Here is a 20,038-nt window from a genome sequence, read left to right on the forward strand (position 1 = left end):
TTAGATATAAACTTTTTTCAGGGCATCGGTAAAGAGGCCTACTTCTTCCAGGGTTCCCGTGCTTATGCGGCACCAATCGGTATAGGGCGGGAAGGGCCGGCCTATTTGAACCCCTTGATCCATCATGGATCTGTGCAGTTCATGAATGGGTCTTCCGGAATGAAAGAAAACGAAATTGGTTTGAGATGGCAGGTATTCCAGGTTGAGTTCGTCCAGGGTGGCGCAGATCATGTCTTTGGCCTCCTTGTTTTTCTGCAGGCTGAAGTCGTAAAATTCTGTATCGGCCAGGGCAGCCTTGGCTCCTTGTATGGCAGGTACATTGCTGTATGCCATAACGTTGTTTCGTACCTTCTCTGCCAGTTCAGGGGTGGTGACCAGGTAGCCGATTCTCAGTCCGGCCATACCGTAAACCTTCGAGAAAGTACGGGAAACGATCACCTGTTTCCCCTCTTTTACCATACTCACCAGGGATGGATAATCCGGGTCGTCAATGAAATCGTAATAGGCCTCATCGCTGAATAAAATTGTTTTTCGGGCTATTTCTTCACTGTATTTCAATAAGATTTCCTTGGGCAGTAAGTTCGAGGTAGGATTGTTTGGATTGCACAGAAATACCAGGCCGGTCTTCTCGCTTACGGCGTTACTGATAGCGGCCATGTCGTATTCCTTTTTCTCGTTCAGAGGCACCCATTTAACCTCTGCTCCCCATTGTTTGGCATAGGTCATCATGGCCAGAAAAGTGGGTCTTCCGGCAATGATCTCCCCGCCATTGGCAGCAAAGGTAATACCGCAGGCCTTAAGTGCTTCGGTAGAGCCTCCTGTAATAATGATCTGTTCCCGGGCTACCCCTTCTTTCTCGGCCAGCATTTCGGCGAGTTCATCGGCATAGCTGTACGGATAACGACAGGCAATGTCAAGCGAATCCCGGATGGCATTTCTCACGATCTCCGAAGGTCCGTAGGGGTTTTCATTAGAACTGAGTTTGATCATCTTATCCAGCGGACGCGGATGGAATTTTTGCCGCTCTTCCTTGCTGAGGGCATAAAGGGAACCAAAACCACCCATCAGGGCCATACTTCCGCTCATGGCGGTGTTCCGAATCCAGTCTCTTCTGTTCATATGATTTTTTTTATGGTTGATGTATTTCTAAAGATACGGTTTTTAGAGAATCAGGGATATAAGGATATTCAGATTCGTGGGCAGGCAGGTGGTAGATGTCGGGGATAGCTGCCAACCTCAGGGATCAGCAGGGTATAAAAAAGGGAGCACCGATGGTGTTCCCTTTGTGAGTTGAAATCGTATGTGCTGGTATTTTAATTGGAGATCTGGTAATACCGGTCAATGCAGTCTTCTTCGTCATTGTAGAATTCCTTGATAAACCGGAAGGTGGAATCCAGGATACGAACCGATGCTACATTATTCTTGTTGACGTAGGCCACGATCTTACTCAGCTTCATTTCTTCAAAGCCGTGGCGTATCAATCCGTTGGTGATCTCCTTGCCATACCCTTTTTGCCATTCTTCCTTCAGAAGCCGGAAACCGATTTCGTATTCTTGTTTTTCATTTTTAACCAGGGCACAGGTACCCAGAAACCGATGATCTTCCACGCTGGAAATAGCCCATACCCAAAAATCATTCCCCGGTTTTTTGTAGAACTTCATGACCCGTTCCAGGTCCTTGGAGTTTTCTTCCAGGGTGTAGGTTTTCCCTCCCACATAGCGCATTACCGCATGGTCATTCTGCATGCGGTGAAACAAGGGAAGATCACTCTTCCTTAATTCTCTCGCGTATAATCTTTCGGTTTTAAATAACATGTTCTAAAGTTAAAATAAATTCCGGTGAATCCTAATGAAAACAACTATATAACGCTGCTGTTCAGTATTTTAACAGTCATGTTTTCGGTATCCGCTTCTACGGGAATTCCCATAGGGAGGGTGGTGTTTTCATCTATGTGACCTATCGGGAATCCGTAGGCTACAGGAATCTCCAGGTCGCCCAAAGTATTTTGAAGCACTTCCTTCAGGGAAAAGGAGTTTGAATTTCTGGACTTGTTGCAACCAGCAAAAATACCCATGATGATAGCGCTGGCCTTATCAAAGGTGGCAGATTGTCTTAACTGGGTTAGCATGCGGTCTACCCGGTAGGGTTCTTCTTCGATCTCCTCTAGGAATACGATCTTATTGGTGTAGTCGGGTTCATAAGGGGTTCCCGTCATGGCTGCGAGAAGGGAGAGGTTGCCCCCTGCCAGTATTCCGGTTGCCTTACCGGGTTTAAGGAGGTATGGCTGGTATTCTTCGGGTTTTTCTTCTTCCTCTTCATGATAGGGGTATGGGGATAGAATGATCTCTGACTGATCCCCGTTGATGATCCGAAGAAAATGTTCTTTGTTGTAATCTGTATCGAGGGTGGTGCCTACAGGACCGTGAAAGCAAACCAGTCCGGTTTGCCGGTTCATTTCATTTAAAAGGGCAGTGACATCACTAAAACCTGTAAAAATCTTTGGGTGATTCCGGATGAGTTCCCAGTTGATTCCCGGAAGGATACGGGTGCACCCATACCCGCCACGAACACAGAGGATGCCGTCTACATCATCATTTTCAAACATGTGATGCAGGTCTGCAAGGCGTTCTTCATCGGTATTGCTCAGGTAGCCGTAATTGCCGGTGATCCGGTCGGTGTGATATACTTTAAACCCCAGTTCTTCCACATACCCGATGGCTTCCTCAAGCTTTTCCGGAGACACGGCATATCCCGGGGCAATGAGTCCAAGGGTGTCTCCGGGTTCCAGTCGTTTAGCCAGGGTGGCATGCATGAACGGTTGCTCTGTTGCGGTTTGCTCCATGGCAAGGAGGGTTCCCACAGGAAGGAGGGAAACCGCTGGAACAGTAATACTTTTCTTAATGAAATTTCTTCTTTTCATAAATGTTCTGGTCTGTTTGGGTTCTAAATGTATTATGAATTTTTAAAAATATGCCGGTTTTCCCTATCTAAATCCAGGCAAGACTACAGTTGGTCCCGGAAAATCTACAGTTCGGTTATCCTTCTTTTTAAATACGAGTTTTAAGGGGCAACTTTGAACTGTCAATCAAAAAATGAACCGTTATGTTACGTTTAATCTGTTACCTTGCTATGGCGATCGCCAATCTTCTTTCTGCAGAAGAGACAGGTGTGGAGGGATCCGAGGGGGAGAAGATGACGGAATATAAGGTCGTCCCGGAAAAAGGAATAAAAGCAAATGCGGATCAATATCGCGATTATTGGTGCTGTCGCGATCAAAGAACAAAATCTAACCAGGATGAATACTAGGGTTTTTATAAAGGAATTTATCAGGGCATTTCTGATCGGGATCGCCGTTTTTATTTTCGTGCTGGGGCTGAACTGGTATTACGTAGAGGATTTTTCATTAACCCTGAACCGGGAATTGTTCAGTCGTTTTATCCGGAATCAGGTGTTTTCCCTGCTGATCTACTTCGGCAACATGATCCTGATCCGGTATTTGATGCAAAAATACGGAAACAGGTTGTTTGCTGCCAGGAACATGGTTAGGGCAGTGCTGGCTTCAGTGGTGGTAACCATTGTAATGATCTTTCTGGCCAATGTGATCTTCCAGGTAGGGCTGTCGGGAAAAAGTTTCACTGAATTTCTGGAGCAGGAAAAGATTTCCTACTACAGGAACAGCCTGATCCTTTCCATGGTGATCACCTTGTTTTTCTATCTGTTTTACTTCTATAAGCATAAGAAGGAACAGCAGGTGGCAAAACAACAGGTCATTGCGGGAACCGCCACTGCCCAGTTCGATGCATTGAAGAACCAGCTGGATCCGCATTTTCTCTTTAACAGCCTTAATGTTTTAAGCAGTCTCATTGAGGAGAATCCGGATGCGGCACAAAACTTTACCACTGCGCTCTCTAAGATCTATCGCTATGTGCTGGAGCAGAAAAATAAGGAACTGGTGCCTCTGGATGAGGAGCTGAGCTTTGCACGCACCTATATCCGTTTATTGAAAATGCGGTTTGAAGACAGTATTCATTTTGAGGTTCCCGACAGGGCCACAGATCCAGAATATAAGGTGGTGCCGCTCTCATTGCAGTTGTTGCTGGAGAATGCTGTAAAGCACAACAGGGCGGATGCAGAATCGCCTCTGGTGATCCGGATCATTGAAAATAATGGTAGCCTTGAAGTTAGAAACAATTTACAAACTAAGCAGGTGTTGAAAAAAGGCAGTGGATTGGGTCTTAAAAATATAGCCGACCGTTATGCCCTCCTGACCAATAAACAAATGTTCGTGGATAAAACAGAAGGCGAATTCGCAGTAAGAATTCCTTTATTGTCTAAAAAAATATCAAATATGGAATTGCAGAAAGAACACATTGAAGATAAAAGATACCGGAGGGCAAAAGAACGGGTGGAAGCTCTTAAAGGTTTTTACGGAAACCTGATCGCCTTTTGTATCGTGATTCCGGCGCTTGCCTGGATTAATTACAGAACCACGAGTTTTCCCTGGATATTTTTCCCGACCCTGGGGTGGGGATTCGGGTTGCTGATGCACGGGATGGAAGCCTATGGTTATAACCCGCTCTGGGGAAAGCGCTGGGAGGAGCGTAAAATAAGAGAATATATGGAAGAAGAACAAAACAATAAAAACCTGTACCAATGAAAGAACTAACTAAAGACGAACGTTATCAGCGGGCTAAAGACCGGGTTTATGAACTGAAAAAGTTCTACGGCAACCTCACCTCCTATATTTTTGTGGTGATCCTGCTGGCATCCATTAATTATTTTACGAATGGTTTCAGTTATCCGTGGTTTCTTTGGGTGGCTGGTTTCTGGGGGCTCGGTCTAATATTTCATGCGGCGAAGATTTATGGATTTGGACTGTTCTTTGGAAAGGATTGGGAAGATCGTAAGATCAGGCAATTTATGGAGGAAGAGGAGCACGCCGGCCGAAATCGCGGTTGGGAATAAAATATAAAGGTTATGGAATACAGATCGGAATCGTCCCACGGATCAGCTTATCAAACTGCTAAAAAGCGAGTGAATGAGCTCAAAGGATTCTATTGGCACCTTGCCATTTTTACGATCTTTCATGCTTTTCTGGTCCTGAACTATTTTTTGGGATTGGCATGGAATGAAGGATTTGGAATAGCGACCGTACTTTTAAGTTTTATAGGCTGGGGAGCCGGACTGGCTTTTCACGCCTTAAAGGTGTTCGGATTTGGAGGTTGTTTTTTAAAGAATTGGGAGGAACGCAAGATCAGGGAATTTATGGAAAATGACCTCTCGAATCATGATGAATCTAAATAAAAGTAAACCCGAATCATATGCGTGCAATTATTATTGAAGATGAGGCCCCGGCAGCCAGGAGGTTGACCAGAATGCTGGAGAAGTTTCAAATTGAGGTGACCACTTCGCTTTCTTCGGTCAGGGATGCCGTTCAATACTTCAAAGCGAATTCGGCTCCTGATCTCATATTTCTGGATATCCAGCTCTCCGATGGGTTGTCGTTTGAGATCTTTGAGAAGGTTGAGGTCTCCAGCGCCGTGATCTTTACCACGGCGTATGACGAATACGCCCTTCAGGCCTTTAAACTCAACAGCATTGATTACCTTCTCAAACCTATCGACCAGGAAGAGCTGGAGCAGGCCGTTAAAAAATACCGGCATTTTAAACCCGGAGAGCGGATGCTTCAGGTAGATTTTGAAGACATACGAAACCTCCTTGTTAATCCTGTGGACCGGGTGTATAAAAAGCGGTTCGTGGCCAAAGTGGGGCAGCATCTTAAACTAATTCCCGTAACCGATATCGAATGCATATACAGTGAGAACAAAGGTACTTATGCACATACGGAAGACGGGAGAAACTATCTGCTCGATCAGAGTCTCGATCAACTGGAAGAAGAGCTGGATCCCGAAAAGTTCTTCAGGGTGAGCCGTAAGTTCTTTATCCATATAGAGGCAGTAAGTGATATTGTGAGTTATACCAATTCCAGGCTGCAGGTAAAATTAAAGGGCTTTCGCGAATCTGAGGTGATCGTAAGCCGGGAAAGAGTGAAGGATTTTAAGGATTGGCTGGCCTGATCCTCGAATAGGATCAGGAATTCTTAGGAGATTTTTCCACCCGGTTATCGTCAAATGCCGAAGGGAGCAGGCTCGGGATCATTTTTACGAACAGGGGCAGCAGTACAGCCCCGCCCGGGAGGGCGAAAATAGCCAGGGAAGGTATGGTTTTGAAGATATCCAGCAATTGGGTCCTTAGCCGTTCCCTCTCTTCCTTGTTCAGGTCCTGGGTAGCTGATTTACTGATCAGGGCTAGCAATTCCTTACTTTCGCTCAGTTCCTTCTTTAGTCGGCGCCCGTTTCTGAGGATCAGTTTTTTTACCATGACCTGGGAGTTGTCATAAAGCAGGCGGAACGGGTTGGTGTCTTTAAGGAATCCTAGCTGGTCACGGTGTTTCCGGAAAAAAGTGACCGCGTGATCCATGGAAGTTTCTATCCCTTCCGGGCTGAGTTGCAATTCGTCTCCTAATTCCCGAAGCACGTCTTTTCGAATGGCCGACGCAGGGTGGTCCTCCAGGGCTGCCAGGCACGCCAGGTCAAAGAAATAATGATTCTCAAGAATATTAGTGTTCACCTCCAGAAGATCTTTATAACTGTAATAGTCCTTATTACCCCCTGCCGCACCATAGCGGGAGGAGGTTTCCAGTAGTTGCAGAAGCCGCTGATTGTATACCGAGTTGGTGTTCTTCGCGTCGATCACATGGTAGCTGAGGTTCATGATGATCTGCTCCAGCCGCTGTTCATTGCGCTTGAGGTTGCGCTCGCCATGCAGGTACCTCTGGAAATTAAGCACGTCTGTGAACAGCATGGAATTGGTAAGCATCTGGTTAAATGCCCGGGAAATAATATTGTCATTCAGGCTGATACGCTGGTGCAGGAGATATTCCAGCTGGTGCGAGGTCTTTCTTCCGGCCAGGAGTCGGTCGAAAAAGGAAAACTCTTCAATGTGTAGTAGCTGGTAAAAAACAGAGAGGTCCTCCAGGAAGTCGTTGAATCCGGCCTCCCGGCCCTTGTTTAACAGGTAAACATGATAGAGCGCACTTAACAGGTTGATCTTTGCTTTTTCCTCCTCAGAGATCAGTGCAGGAACAGGGATCCCTTTAAGGGTGCTGATGTTGATGCCATAGATGAATCCCATCGAACGGAAATGCTGGTAGAATTCCAGTTCGCTGTTCAGGTTGGAGGGGGCTTTGCGAAGCAAAGACCCGAATTTTTCGATCCATCCCTGTGCAGAGGGGTTCATATGCTCTTGTCTTTAGATGGGGATAAAATTACAACCTTATGGATAATCCCGGGAAAAGAAGATGTAATTACTTCGTTGTGGTAAACAAAAAAGACGCCATAAGGGCGTCTTTAATGTGTTTACATGCAGGGGTGTCTTTACTGGACTGCCTTAAATGGTACAGAGACTCTGGTGGTTCCCCATCCCATGTGCATGTTGGCCCCCTCCTGGGTAGGCTCAAATGCTATGGAAAAAGCATCCAGGGATTTACTGTCATTTCCTGCTGGCACATTAAAACGAACCACATCCTTGCTTTCGTCATAATTGTAAGCCCCCCAAACGTCGGTGTCGCTGTTCAGGATAATTGTCCATTCATCCTTTCCGGGAATGCTGAACAGAGAATAGGTGCCGGCTTTCACGGTTTGATCGCCCAGCATCATATCCTGGTAGAGGTGAACCTCAGTGGCCTCATTGGCTCCGGTTCTCCAGACTTCTCCGAAAGGAGCCAGGTCAACTCCGATCTGCCGCCCTTTTAGCTGGGGTCTGGAATATACGACCTTGATCAGAGGCGCAGCGCCCCGTTCCGGTCTGTAATAAGAAATATCGGCCGGACTTTTATCGAGTCCGCTGAATTCCTGGGCACTTAATTCGCTGCTGAGCCCCATAACCACAGCGAGAAAGAAAACAGTAAAAATGTTCCTGATCATAATGATGGTGATTTTAATTTGAAATAAAACTACAAAAACCAACGCGTATCCCCCAGTAAAATTGTGATCATCTTTGTTTTTGGGAGCATCTTTTTTGAGTGCTTACTTACGAATTGGCAGATTTTTGAGAGGGAACCGTGGATTTACAAAGAAATAGTAAGTATTATTATTGTTTTAATTTCAATTGTAAATCAATTAATGATTATTGGTTTAAAATATAAATACAAAGAATCATATTTGTTATGTATTGAAATCTAAATAACAACCTTATGTGTGGAATTGTTTGTGCCTTTGAGCTGAAAAGAAGTGCTGAGGTCCTCCGGCCTCAGATCCTGGATATGTCTAAAAAGATCCGTCATCGCGGACCCGACTGGAGTGGAATTTACAGTAATGAAAAGGTGATCATGGCTCATGAACGTCTGGCTATTGTGGATCCGGCGTCAGGGAAGCAACCCCTGGTGAGCCCCGATGGAAAATTAATTCTCGCAGCCAACGGGGAAATATATAACCACAGGGAACTCAGAAAGGAGCTGGAGGGGGTTTATGATTTTAAGACCGGATCCGACTGTGAAGTGATTCTCGGGCTGTATAAAAAATACGGAATGGATTTCCTGGATAAGCTGAACGGGATCTTCGGATTTGTACTTTATGATGTTGATAAGGATGTTTACCTGATCTCCCGGGATCATATGGGTATTATTCCGTTGTATACAGGAAGGGATCGTGAGGGTACATTTTATGTAGCTTCTGAGTTAAAGGCACTCGAAGGGGTGTGCAGCACCATAGAACTTTTTCCACCGGGGCATCGTTTCGGGTCTGATACAAAGGAACTGGTGCGCTGGTATGAAAGGGATTGGATGGATTACGAGGCAGTGAAGGAAAATAAAAGCAGCATTGCAGAGCTAAAGGATGCTCTGGAGGCTGCCGTGCATCGGCAGTTGATGAGTGATGTGCCCTATGGGGTGCTCTTATCCGGAGGGTTGGATTCTTCGGTTACTTCGGCCATTGCCAAGAAGTATGCAGCCAAACGAATAGAGAGTGATGACACCAAGGAGGCGTGGTGGCCTCAGTTACATTCGTTTTCCGTTGGGCTGGAAGGATCTCCGGACCTCAAGGCGGCCAGAGCCGTGGCTGACCATATAGGAACGATCCATCACGAGATCATTTTTACCCTTCAGGAAGGATTGGATGCTATTCGCGATGTGATCTATCACTTGGAAACTTATGATATCACCACCGTGCGTGCCTCCACTCCAATGTACCTGATGGCGCGGGTGATTCGTTCGATGGGAATCAAAATGGTGCTTTCAGGAGAAGGCGCAGATGAATTATTCGGGGGGTATTTGTATTTCCATAAGGCGCCTACGGCAAAGGATTTTCATGAGGAGACGGTGCGAAAGCTGGATAAGCTGCACATGTACGATTGTCTTCGAGCCAATAAATCACTGGCGGCCTGGGGGGTGGAAGGCCGGGTGCCCTTCCTGGATAAGGAATTTATGGATGTTGCCATGCGCATGAATCCCGATGATAAGATGATCAACGGGGAACGCATGGAGAAATGGCTGATCAGAAAGGCTTTTGAAGATTACCTGCCTGCAAGTGTGGCCTGGCGGCAGAAAGAACAGTTTTCTGACGGGGTTGGATACAGTTGGATAGACACCCTGAAAGCCGTAGTGGAAGAACAGGTAACCGATGAGCAAATGGCCAACGCGTCCTACCGTTTCCCTATTCAGACACCTGGCAGTAAGGAAGAGTACTTCTACAGGAGTATTTTTGAGGAGCACTTTCCTTCGGATGCTGCAGCGCTGAGCGTGCCTTCCGTGCCCTCTGTAGCTTGTAGTACTCCCGTAGCACTGGAATGGGATGAGGCATTTAAAAATATGAATGACCCTAGTGGAAGAGCAGTGGCATTTGTCCATGAAGAGGCCTATGTGAAGTGATTTAGCGAGTTGTTTGTCAGTGTTTTGAGAAAAAGGGAGCCATTGGCTCCCTTTTTCCACAATTGATGTTAATAACTTGGAGGCTTTAAGGGGCTGTAAATCCCATTGTTTGGCTGTGTTTTGTTATATTTGTCTGTTTGACAAAACGACCTAATATCTTAATAGTTTATGAGCGAAGAACTTAATAAGAAACAGTACTCGGCCGACAGTATTCAGGCGCTGGAAGGAATGGAGCACGTACGTATGCGCCCTTCCATGTATATTGGAGATGTGGGGGTAAGAGGACTTCATCACCTGGTTTATGAGGTGGTGGATAACTCTATTGATGAAGCCCTGGCCGGTCACTGTGATACCATTCGCGTGGCCATTAATGAGGATAATTCGGTTACGGTAGAGGATAATGGTAGGGGGATTCCCGTGGATATCCACAAAAAAGAAGGAATTTCTGCCCTGGAAGTGGTAATGACCAAGATCGGTGCCGGAGGTAAATTTGATAAGGATTCCTATAAGGTATCCGGGGGATTGCACGGAGTAGGTGTGTCCTGTGTGAATGCGCTTTCTGAGAGCCTTAAGGCTACCGTATATCGCGATGGTAAGATCTGGGAGCAAGAGTATGAAAGGGGTAAAACCCTGTACCCGGTTAAGGCCGTAGGGGAAACCGACCTTCGTGGTACGGTGGTTACCTTTAAACCGGACGATCAGATCTTTAAGCAGACCCTTGAATACAATTACGATACCCTTGCCAGCCGTATGCGTGAGCTGGCCTACCTGAATAAAGGAATACGTATTACCCTGACCGATAGAAGACACACCGATGACAAAGGAGAGTTTCTCGGAGAAGATTTTTATTCTGAGGAAGGACTTAAGGAATTCATCCGTTTTCTGGATGGAAACCGGGAGCCCCTGATCGAGGATGTGATCTCTATGGAAGGCGAAAAAAATGGGATCCCGGTAGAGGTAGCAATGATTTACAATACCTCGTTTAACGAGAACCTGCATTCCTATGTAAACAATATCAACACCCATGAGGGGGGGACCCACCTTTCCGGGTTCCGTCGTGGTTTAACTACCACCCTGAAAAAATATGCAGACAATTCCGGGTTGCTGGATAAGCTTAAGTTTGAGATCGCCGGAGATGATTTCCGGGAAGGACTTACGGCTATTGTTTCTGTTAAGGTAGCCGAACCTCAGTTTGAAGGGCAAACGAAAACCAAGTTGGGGAACCGGGAGGTAACTTCTGCGGTATCCCAGGCGGTATCTGAAATGCTTGAAAATTACCTGGAGGAGCACCCTAATGATGCCAAGACCATCGTGCAGAAAGTGATCCTGGCTGCCCAGGCCCGCCATGCGGCGAGAAAGGCGAGAGAAATGGTGCAGCGTAAAACCGTGATGAGCGGTGCCGGTTTGCCCGGTAAGCTGTCTGACTGCTCTGAGCAGGACCCTCAGAAATGTGAGGTGTTTCTTGTGGAGGGAGACTCGGCAGGTGGTACGGCCAAACAAGGACGGGATCGTAACTTTCAGGCTATCCTGCCCTTGAGAGGTAAGATCCTGAATGTGGAAAAGGCCATGTCGCATAAGGTGTTTGAAAACGAGGAGATCAGAAACATCTTTACAGCACTCGGGGTTACCATAGGTACCGAGGAAGATAGTAAAGCGCTGAATATTGAAAAGCTGCGTTACCATAAAATTGTCATCATGTGTGATGCGGATGTCGATGGTTCGCACATTGCTACCCTGATCCTGACCTTCTTCTTCAGGTATATGAAGGAGCTCATTGAGAACGGGTACGTTTATATTGCCACACCTCCGCTTTACCTTGTGAAAAAGGGTAATAAGAAGGAGTATGCCTGGAACGATAAGGAAAGGGATGTACTCATCGAGCAGTTCGGAGGTAATGTGAATGTGCAGCGTTATAAGGGTCTTGGAGAGATGAACGCTGAGCAGCTTTGGGATACGACCATGAATCCTGAGTTCAGAACCCTGAGGCAGGTTACCATAGATAATGGTAGTGAAGCCGATCGTATCTTCTCCATGCTCATGGGCGATGAGGTGCCTCCAAGGAGGGAGTTCATTGAGAAGAACGCCATCTATGCCAATATTGATGCGTAAGTAAAATTTTCATATTATTGTAAAATAAAACCCACTTTTTAGGTGGGTTTTATTTTTGATGTCTACAACAATCTAAATGCTTTTTATGAAAAAGATCCTGCTTATGGTTTTCCTGGGCGTCTCAGCAATGCTCCAGGCTCAGAATGATTTTGATGTAATTCTTGCTGCGGGGGTGGATGACGCACAGCGGTTTGCTTCAGACTACCTCAAACCCGGAACAAACGGACTGATGTACAGTATGAATAATGGGTGGTTTAACAGCGGCGAGGCTAAGCCTTTTTTAGGGTTTGAGGTCTCTGTGATCGCAAATGGCGCTTTGGTAAAAGACAGTCATCGCCAGTTTACCATGAATGTTGCGGATTATGAAAATATCACTTTTACCGATGGGGCTTCTTCAAAAATGGTGGCTACAGCCCTTGGGGAAAATAATCCTGATATCGATGTTGTTCTCACCTATGACGACCCGATCTTTGGAGATCAGACCGTGGAGGTCACCCTTCCAGATGGTATTGGTACCTCGGCATCTCTGATTCCTTCGGCTTTTTTACAGGTAGGCGTGGGCTTATTTAAAGGGACAGAATTGAAAGCGAGATTCGTGCCTAAAGTCCAGTTCGATGAAGTGTCTACAGAATTGTATGGGATTGGGTTGCAGCATGAGTTCACCAAATGGCTTCCGGCAGATAAGCTTCTTCCGGTTGCGGTTTCCGGATTGGTGGCCTATACTTCCCTGAACGGATCTTATGATTTCACCGCTTCATCGGGAATAGAAGGGGAGGATCAGCGCGTGGAAAACAAAACTCATACCTGGTTGTTCGAGGGTATCGTGAGTACGAGGCTTCCTGTCATTAACTTTTATGGGGCTTTGGGTTATATAAAGGGCGAGTCGGCCTCTGATATTCTTGGAACCTACAGGGTAACAAACGGATTGTTAACCACGGAGGATATTGTGGATCCCTTCTCTGTTCAAAGTGAAATAAGCGGCATGCGCGCTACTCTGGGAACCAAGTTAAAACTTGCATTATTCAGGCTGAACCTGGATTACACCTTTGCAGAATTCGACAGTTTTTCTGTAGGGCTGAATTTCGGGCTCAGGTAAAAAAAAAGGGAGGGTGTATAGTGCCTTTTTGAATTACCAAAGCTTAGATATTCAAAATTTAAAGGGGCCTTCTGCGTCGTGTAGGAGGCCTCTCCGTTTTCCGGGATGGCATCCAGAATGGAAATATCTGCTTTCGGGTCTGTTCGGGTACTCCTGCTAGCCGCTTTCTTTCCGGAAGAGGGACTTTTAAGGGGTGGTCAATAAATTGGTGCCCAGAAGGGATTTAGCAGCGATCTTTTGCAGTCGATTATGTTAAATTTACTAGCTTTGTGATCGCTTAAATCAACGTCTAAATTATAATCTTAATTATATGAAAGTAACAGTAGTAGGTGCAGGAGCCGTTGGAGCAAGTTGTGCCGAGTACATTGCTATTAAAAATTTCGCCTCTGAGGTGGTTTTAGTGGATATCAAGGAAGGTTTTGCCGAAGGAAAGGCTATGGACCTCATGCAAACCGCTTCTCTTAACGGATTTGATACTAAAATTACCGGTACCACCGGCGATTACTCGAAAACTGCAGGAAGTGACATTGCCGTGATTACCAGCGGTATTCCAAGAAAACCCGGAATGACCCGTGAAGAACTTATCGGGATCAATGCCGGCATTGTTAAAGATGTGGCGTCCAACCTGGTTAAGCATTCTCCTGATGTGATCCTGATCGTGGTAAGTAACCCTATGGATACCATGACTTACCTGGCTCATAAAGTAGCCGGTCTTCCTGAAAACAGGATCATCGGGATGGGAGGAGCCCTGGATAGTGCACGGTTTAAATACAGACTGGCAGAGGCTCTTGAAGCCCCGATCTCTGACGTAGATGGTATGGTGATCGGTGGGCATAGTGATACAGGAATGCTTCCGCTGACCCGTCTGGCTACCAGAAATTCTGTTCCTGTTTCCAAATTCCTTTCCGAAGAGCGTCTTGAGCAAGTAAAAGAAGATACAAAAGTGGGAGGGGCTACCCTTACCAAACTTCTTGGTACCAGTGCCTGGTATGCTCCCGGAGCAGCAGTGTCGGCTCTGGTTCAGGCTATTGCCTGCGACCAGCAGAAAATGTTCCCTTGTTCTGTTAAACTTAACGGGGAATACGGTTTGAACGACATCTGTATCGGGGCCCCTGTGATCATTGGTCGAAACGGAATTGAGAAAATAGTGGAGATCGAACTGGATGAAAAAGAACAGCAAAAACTGTCAGAAAGTGCAGATGGTGTAAGAAAAACCAATGCCCTTTTAGAGGTTTAGTTTACCTTACGATAGGTAACATATTAAGAATCAACCCTGTTGCACCCCTTGTGTTAACAGGGTTTTTCGTGTTTTAAATCCCATGAAAAATAATTGTCAGTTCATATGGTATATGCTATATTTGGCCGTTTGAAAGAATTGACCATTAAATAATTTAAGAATGCAGAACAAAGGACTTATCAGACTTTTTGCTATTTTATTCGGTATCGTCAGCATTTATCAGCTGTCGTTTACCTTTGTAGCAAACAAGGTGGAAAATGAGGCCGAAACTTATGCCCTGAATCAGGTTACTGAAACCGAAGAAGATTATGTGGCAAAGCGGGAGGCTGTTGAATCGAGGTATTTGGATTCGCTGTCTAACCAGGAAGTTTTTAACCTGGGAGTCAGTAGTTATACCTACAGTGAAGTAAAGGATAAAGAGCTTAACAAAGGTCTTGACCTGAAGGGGGGTATCAATGCTATCCTTCAGATCTCGGTTAAGGATATTCTAAAGGGGCTTGCAGACAACTCTAAGGACCCGGTATTCAACGAGGCCCTGGCCAGAGCTGACGAAGCTGCTAAAGACAGTCAGGACGATTATGTAGAGCTGTTTTTCCAGGAATTTGAAGCCGTATCTAACGGATCTACCAAGTTGGCTTCTCCGGATATCTTCGCAAACAAAACACTGAGTGAAGAGATCAACTTCCAAATGTCTGATGAGGAGGTAAAACCAATTATCAGAAGAAAAATTGATGAGTCTGTTGTTTCAGCTTTTGAGGTACTGCGTAAGCGTATCGATAAGTTTGGTGTAACGCAGCCCAATATTCAGCGTTTGGGAACTTCCGGGCGTATTCTTGTGGAGCTTCCGGGAGCTAAGAATGTAGAGCGGGTGAAGAACCTGCTTCAGAGTACAGCCCAGCTGGAATTCTGGGAAACCTTCAAAACCGAAGAAGTTACCCCTTTCCTCATCAGTGCCAATAATACCCTGAGAGATCTTGTGGAAACCAAGGAAGAAGTGATCGAAGAGGAAACTTCTGAAATCGATTCTTTGTTGTCTGATGTTGCTCAGGACTCTCTTGATATCGCAGAGCAAAACAATCCGCTTTTCGATCTTATCGTAAGCGCCGGATTCCAGGGGTCTCCAATGGTGGCTACAGTAGCGATCAAGGATACCGCAGAGTTTACGTCATACCTGAAAAAGCCGGAAGTAAGAGCACTTCGCCCTGCTTCTCTTCAGTATGCTAAATTTGCGTGGGGTATCCCGGCCAAGAATGCTGAGGTGGTAAACCTTTACGTGCTTAAGAGTAATCGTAATGATGAGCCTGCAATGAACGGAGATGTGATCACCGATGCAGCTCAAACCTTTGATATCGCAGGTCGTCCTGCAGTATCCATGCAAATGAACACCCGTGGTGCTAAGATATGGGAAGAACTTACCGGAAAGGCTTTCCGCGAAGGTGGAAATATTGCCATTGTACTCGATAATATTGTGTATTCAGCTCCCGGAGTATCCAAGGGTGCTATTACAGGAGGAAATTCTGAGATCTCAGGTGACTTTAGCCTGGAAGAAGCAGATGACCTTGCCAACGTGCTAAGGGCTGGTAAACTTCCTGCCTCAGCAGAGATCATTCAATCTGATATCATCGGACCGTCCCTTGGACAGGAGGCTATCGACAGCGGTATGACCTCTTTCCTTATCGCCATGGTGCTGGTGCTGATCTGGATGGTATTCTACTACGGTAAAGCCGGTATTTTTGCAGATATAGCCCTGGTGTTTAACATCGTACTGATCTTTGGAGTGCTGGCCGGATTAGGTGCTGTACTTACCCTGCCAGGTATTGCAGGTATCGTACTTACCATTGGTATGTCTGTGGATGCCAACGTACTGATCTTTGAGCGTGTTAAAGAGGAGGTGAAGAAAGGAAAAGGACAAATGCAGGCCATCTCTGATGGTTTCAGTAACGCCCTGTCTTCCATCCTTGATGCGAACATCACTACCGGACTTACGGCGATTATCCTGTTGTTATTTGGTACAGGTCCTATCCAGGGATTTGCGACTACCTTATTAATAGGTATTGCCACATCGCTGTTCACTGCCATTTTTGTTACCCGATTGTTGATCGAATGGTACCTGAAGAGTGGTAAGAACCGTCTTGATTTTTATACCGGATTAACCAAGAATCTTTTTGCGAATATCAATGTTGATTTCCTGTCTAAGCGCAAGATATCTTATATATTCTCAGCAGTTTTAGTATTGGTTAGTGCTGTGATGTTATTTACCAAAGGACTTGACGGAGGTGTTGATTTTGTCGGAGGACGTTCTTATACGGTACGTTTCGTAGATCCGGTTAATCCAACTGAGATCGCTAACGATCTGTCGGAAGACTTTGGTACCGCCGAGGTAAAGACTTATGGGGATCCTAACCAGGTGAAGATCACTACCAAATACAAGGTGGATGAAGATGGTGCTGCGGTAGATGAGGAGATCCAGAAAACCATGTTTACCACACTTCAGAAGTACCTTCCGGACGGAATTACCTATGAGGAGTTTATTCATGGAAGTGGTGAGAAAACCATTGGTATTGTTCAGGCTATTAAAGTAGGACCTACCATTGCGGATGATATTAAGAAGAATGCGGTGTGGGCTATTCTCGGCTCTCTTGCCATCGTGTTCCTGTATATACTGTTGCGATTCAGTAAATGGCAATTCTCTCTTGGAGCGGTTACTGCCGTATTCCACGATGTGGTTATAGTGCTTGGTATTTTCTCTGCATTCTCCAGCATTATGCCGTTTAACATGGAGATCGACCAGGCATTTATCGCGGCTATCCTTACCGTGATCGGTTACTCGCTTAACGATACAGTGGTTGTGTTCGACCGTATCCGTGAGGTGATCAAGGAGAAAGGATGGAGAGGCGGAGAGAATGTTAACGAAGCGCTTAACAGCACGCTCAGCCGTACCCTGAATACCTCGCTTACCACCTTGGTGGTGCTTCTGGCCATCTTCATCTTCGGAGGAGAGTCGCTGAGAGGATTTATGTTTGCAATGATCATAGGTATCATTGTGGGTACTTACTCATCGCTTTTCATCGCTACTCCGGTAATGTTTGATACCCTTAAGTCTAAGGGCGAACGTAAGAAGAAAGCCGAATAAGTTTTGAATTGAACAGGATCTGACAAAGATCTTCTCAATACTAAAAAAGCCATCTGAATTTCAGATGGCTTTTTTAATTCCCTGGAATTAACACAGGACATTGTCAAAGTTAGCTAGGATCTTAACGAGCTTGTGAATACGCGAATTCCGGAAACAGATGGTTTAGGGATGGCATTTTCCCGGATGGGATAATCGCATACTTTACACTCTAAAGGTGAATTTGACAACGGGGTTCCCAAAGCAGGCTGGTCATTGTTAAGGATGTCCTGATAAGTTAGCCAGACGGGTGCTGCGGTACATTCTTCCTGAACATATCTCAATTTTTCTGACTTACAACGCGGACAACAAACTTTTGAGCTTTCCGTCTGCTTTGATTTTTCATTATGTTCGATGAGAATCCTGATCCGTGTCTTGGTCAGGTTTCTTTCCCGAAGATAAAGTTTGATCTGTTGTTGGGTCTCAGAGGCCAGGTTGATCGCCGTATAGGTTGCAAAATACGCCAGTTCAAGATCTGTTAATTCTCCGAGAGCCGCTCTTATAAGATTCATATTTAGATAGTTAGATTGTTTTTCAAATATATACAGAATTACCACTTATAAAAGTGGTTTTCGACCAAATGCAGGGGTGCAGTTATCAACAAAATGTTGATAATCAGTCATGTGGAAAAGCTTTTTAAGGGCTGTATTTTAAGGGGGTGATCTGTAAAACGCTGTAAATCAAGGATTAAACGCAGGCTATCGCTTTTAAGTAACTGTAAATTAGATTGTTGATAACTGTAATAAGAGTTTTTAACCGATCAGATTACTGGGTTTTTATTACGGGGGTCGTTTTTATGAAGGTTTTATGATAACTCTTGCCGGAATACTTTTGTATTCTTCAGGCCGTCCGGTATTGTTCTTTATATAAAAGGGTTTTGCCTTTAGAAAAGAGGAGAATAATGCTCTTTATTTGGTTTTCTCTTCCCAGGTGTGAAACGAAGACTGATTGGGATCCGTTGTCTTGTGGTGCAAATAGAGGAGGAGGTAGGGTGTAAGACCGGGAAGATGGGATCTGGTTATGCGGTATTTATTTTTAGCGGAAGTGAGCTGTGTTTTCCTCTGAACGGAGGACGAATACCCCGATAATAAGCTAGGGGCAATACCCTACCCGGGAAAGGAACTACTTTCCGTCATCCATTCTTTTTACGGCTATACTGTCCTGAATGGAAATATTCCAGAGGTCTGCAGTTCCTGCATTTAATTCCAGTACATATTTCGCAGGGTACTTGGAGGGGAGGGATGCTTTGTCAAAAGGGGTTGCATTTTTTACAATGCTAACGATCCTGCCGTGCTTGTCTGCGTAAAGAATATCCAGGGCGATAAGGGTGTTTTTCATATAAAAGGCTCTGGGTGCCTCCTCTTCAAAAATGAACCACATTCCCTGGTCTTGCTTCATGGATTCCCGGTACATGAGCCCGGTTTGACGCTCATATGGGGTTTCTGCGATTTCAATTTCGAGTTGGTCTACAAGGAGGCTGTCGCCTTTATAGATCTGAGCAGTGGCCTCCCTGGTAAAGGTCACCGGGGTTTCGCTGATCGCTCGGGATTTTTCCTCCTTGCAGGCCGTTAGAGCGAGAAACAGCAAAAGCAGGGATCTACGCAACATGATTTCTTTTTCTGAACATAAAGTAAAAACCGGCGATGATAAAAGGAATGCTAAGCCATTGTCCGGTGGTAAATATTCCTAATGCCGACTCAAATCCACCCTGGGATTTTTTGTAGAATTCAGCAATGAATCTTACTGTCCAAAGCAGTACCAGGAATAATCCGAATATATATCCGGGTTGATCCTTTTTATTGGTTCTCCAGTACACGGCCCAGAGGATGAGAAAAACGATCACGTAGCCAAAGGATTCGTAAAGCTGTGCGGGGTGCCTTGGGAAATCTTCTCCCAGTCTTTTGAAAATAACCCCAAAGTCGGTGTTGGTGGGTTTACCAACGATCTCCGAATTAAAGAAATTACCCAGGCGAACGAAGATGCCTCCAAGTGCAACCGGGATAACGATTCTGTCCAGAATCCAGATCACCGGTTTTTGGATGATCTTTTTGCTGTAGAGGTACATGGCGATGATGATTCCTATAGCCGCTCCGTGGCTGGCAAGTCCCTGGAACCCGGTAAACCGGAAACTGGGGCTGAATTCAAAGGGCAGGAAAACGCTTAGCGGGTCTTCAAGGAATACCTCTGGTTCATAGAATATAAAGTGTCCGAGGCGGGCCCCAAGCAAGGTGGCGATCACGGTGTAAATAAATAAAGGGTCCAGTTTTTCCACGGAGATGCCTTCGTTTTCATAGATCTTTTTCATGATCCACCATCCGAGAGAGAAGGCAATGATAAACATCAGGCTGTAATAGCGAAGCGGAAAGGATCCGATATGGAACAGAACTCCGTCAGAGTCCCAGGTAAAACTTAGAAAATGCATGTTCGGTTATGTTTTGCAGGTAAATATAGATAATTCACCTCTATATTCTGTTGTGGTCGGAGGCCAATTGTTAACAAGGC

Annotated in this window: 18 protein-coding genes; 10 read left to right on the plus strand and 8 right to left on the minus strand. The window is 45.6% G+C overall.

Going from position 1 to position 20,038, the window contains the following annotated elements; genetic code table 11:
* The 3 genes from K7R11_RS05990 to K7R11_RS06000 all read right to left on the minus strand — a co-directional run bounded on the left by K7R11_RS05990 (position 1) and on the right by K7R11_RS06000 (position 2,920).
* The gene (locus K7R11_RS05990; RefSeq protein ID WP_224489459.1) at positions 1-1,119 is read right to left on the minus strand and encodes a pyridoxal phosphate-dependent aminotransferase; all 1,119 of its coding nucleotides are present in this window, start codon (positions 1,117-1,119) and stop codon (positions 1-3) included.
* A 194-nt stretch (positions 1,120-1,313) separates the two neighbouring features.
* The gene (locus K7R11_RS05995; protein WP_224489461.1) at positions 1,314-1,814 is read right to left on the minus strand and encodes a GNAT family N-acetyltransferase; all 501 of its coding nucleotides are present in this window, start codon (positions 1,812-1,814) and stop codon (positions 1,314-1,316) included.
* Between the two features lie 44 nt (positions 1,815-1,858).
* Positions 1,859-2,920: a S66 peptidase family protein gene (locus K7R11_RS06000; RefSeq protein ID WP_224489464.1), complete on the minus strand. Its 1,062-nt coding sequence runs from the start codon at positions 2,918-2,920 to the stop codon at positions 1,859-1,861.
* A gap of 182 nt (positions 2,921-3,102) precedes the next feature.
* Here K7R11_RS06000 and K7R11_RS06005 point away from each other — a divergent pair, with 182 nt between their 5' ends.
* Genes K7R11_RS06005 through K7R11_RS06025 form a run of 5 tightly spaced genes read left to right on the plus strand, consistent with a single transcriptional unit; the run spans position 3,103 to position 6,077 of the window.
* Positions 3,103-3,306 carry a hypothetical protein gene (locus tag K7R11_RS06005; protein WP_224489466.1) on the plus strand — a complete coding sequence of 68 codons (204 nt, stop codon included), beginning with the start codon at positions 3,103-3,105 and terminating at the stop codon, positions 3,304-3,306.
* Complete coding sequence (locus K7R11_RS06010; protein ID WP_224489468.1) at positions 3,296-4,657, plus strand: 2TM domain-containing protein; 1,362 nt, start codon at positions 3,296-3,298, stop codon at positions 4,655-4,657. Before K7R11_RS06005 ends, K7R11_RS06010 begins: the two co-directional genes overlap by 11 nt.
* Positions 4,654-4,965, plus strand: a complete 312-nt coding sequence (locus tag K7R11_RS06015) for a 2TM domain-containing protein (protein ID WP_224489470.1) — start codon at positions 4,654-4,656, stop codon at positions 4,963-4,965. The genes K7R11_RS06010 and K7R11_RS06015 overlap by 4 nt, the downstream gene beginning before the upstream one ends.
* A 12-nt stretch (positions 4,966-4,977) precedes the next feature.
* Entirely contained in the window at positions 4,978-5,304 is a 327-nt protein-coding gene (locus tag K7R11_RS06020; RefSeq protein ID WP_224489471.1) for a 2TM domain-containing protein, read from the plus strand.
* Positions 5,305-5,321: 17 nt separating this feature from the next.
* Complete coding sequence (locus K7R11_RS06025; RefSeq protein WP_224489472.1) at positions 5,322-6,077, plus strand: LytR/AlgR family response regulator transcription factor; 756 nt, start codon at positions 5,322-5,324, stop codon at positions 6,075-6,077.
* 13 nt (positions 6,078-6,090) lie between these two features.
* Here K7R11_RS06025 and K7R11_RS06030 read toward each other — a convergent pair whose 3' ends face one another.
* Complete coding sequence (locus K7R11_RS06030; protein WP_224489473.1) at positions 6,091-7,299, minus strand: LETM1-related biofilm-associated protein; 1,209 nt, start codon at positions 7,297-7,299, stop codon at positions 6,091-6,093.
* 137 nt (positions 7,300-7,436) lie between these two features.
* Positions 7,437-7,985 (minus strand): DUF2911 domain-containing protein, encoded by a 549-nt coding sequence (locus K7R11_RS06035; RefSeq protein WP_224489474.1) that lies wholly within the window; start codon positions 7,983-7,985, stop codon positions 7,437-7,439.
* A 269-nt stretch (positions 7,986-8,254) separates the two neighbouring features.
* On the opposite strand from K7R11_RS06035, the gene asnB reads away from it, so the two are divergent.
* The 5 genes from asnB to secDF all read left to right on the plus strand — a co-directional run bounded on the left by asnB (position 8,255) and on the right by secDF (position 17,500).
* Positions 8,255-9,925: an asparagine synthase B gene (gene asnB / locus K7R11_RS06040; protein WP_224489475.1), complete on the plus strand. Its 1,671-nt coding sequence runs from the start codon at positions 8,255-8,257 to the stop codon at positions 9,923-9,925.
* 168 nt (positions 9,926-10,093) lie between these two features.
* Positions 10,094-12,034 carry a DNA topoisomerase (ATP-hydrolyzing) subunit B gene (gyrB, locus tag K7R11_RS06045; protein WP_224489476.1) on the plus strand — a complete coding sequence of 647 codons (1,941 nt, stop codon included), beginning with the start codon at positions 10,094-10,096 and terminating at the stop codon, positions 12,032-12,034.
* 85 nt (positions 12,035-12,119) lie between these two features.
* The gene (locus K7R11_RS06050) at positions 12,120-13,130 is read left to right on the plus strand and encodes a DUF6588 family protein (RefSeq protein ID WP_224489478.1); all 1,011 of its coding nucleotides are present in this window, start codon (positions 12,120-12,122) and stop codon (positions 13,128-13,130) included.
* A 310-nt stretch (positions 13,131-13,440) separates the two neighbouring features.
* Positions 13,441-14,367, plus strand: a complete 927-nt coding sequence (mdh, locus tag K7R11_RS06055) for a malate dehydrogenase (protein ID WP_224489481.1) — start codon at positions 13,441-13,443, stop codon at positions 14,365-14,367.
* 160 nt (positions 14,368-14,527) lie between these two features.
* Positions 14,528-17,500, plus strand: coding sequence for a protein translocase subunit SecDF (gene secDF / locus K7R11_RS06060; protein WP_224489484.1), 2,973 nt, complete (start codon positions 14,528-14,530; stop codon positions 17,498-17,500).
* A 113-nt stretch (positions 17,501-17,613) separates the two neighbouring features.
* Here the strand turns inward: secDF and K7R11_RS06065 are convergent, their stop codons facing one another.
* The 3 genes from K7R11_RS06065 to lgt form a co-directional block, all read right to left on the minus strand.
* Entirely contained in the window at positions 17,614-18,048 is a 435-nt protein-coding gene (locus K7R11_RS06065; RefSeq protein WP_224489487.1) for a hypothetical protein, read from the minus strand.
* A 610-nt stretch (positions 18,049-18,658) separates the two neighbouring features.
* Positions 18,659-19,144, minus strand: coding sequence for a DUF192 domain-containing protein (locus K7R11_RS06070; RefSeq protein ID WP_224489488.1), 486 nt, complete (start codon positions 19,142-19,144; stop codon positions 18,659-18,661).
* Positions 19,134-19,958, minus strand: coding sequence for a prolipoprotein diacylglyceryl transferase (gene lgt, locus K7R11_RS06075; protein WP_224489489.1), 825 nt, complete (start codon positions 19,956-19,958; stop codon positions 19,134-19,136). Before lgt ends, K7R11_RS06070 begins: the two co-directional genes overlap by 11 nt.
* Between the last annotated feature and the right edge of the window lie 80 nt (positions 19,959-20,038).

This window comes from Robertkochia flava (genome assembly GCF_020166515.1).
GTDB lineage: Bacteria > Bacteroidota > Bacteroidia > Flavobacteriales > Flavobacteriaceae > Robertkochia > Robertkochia flava.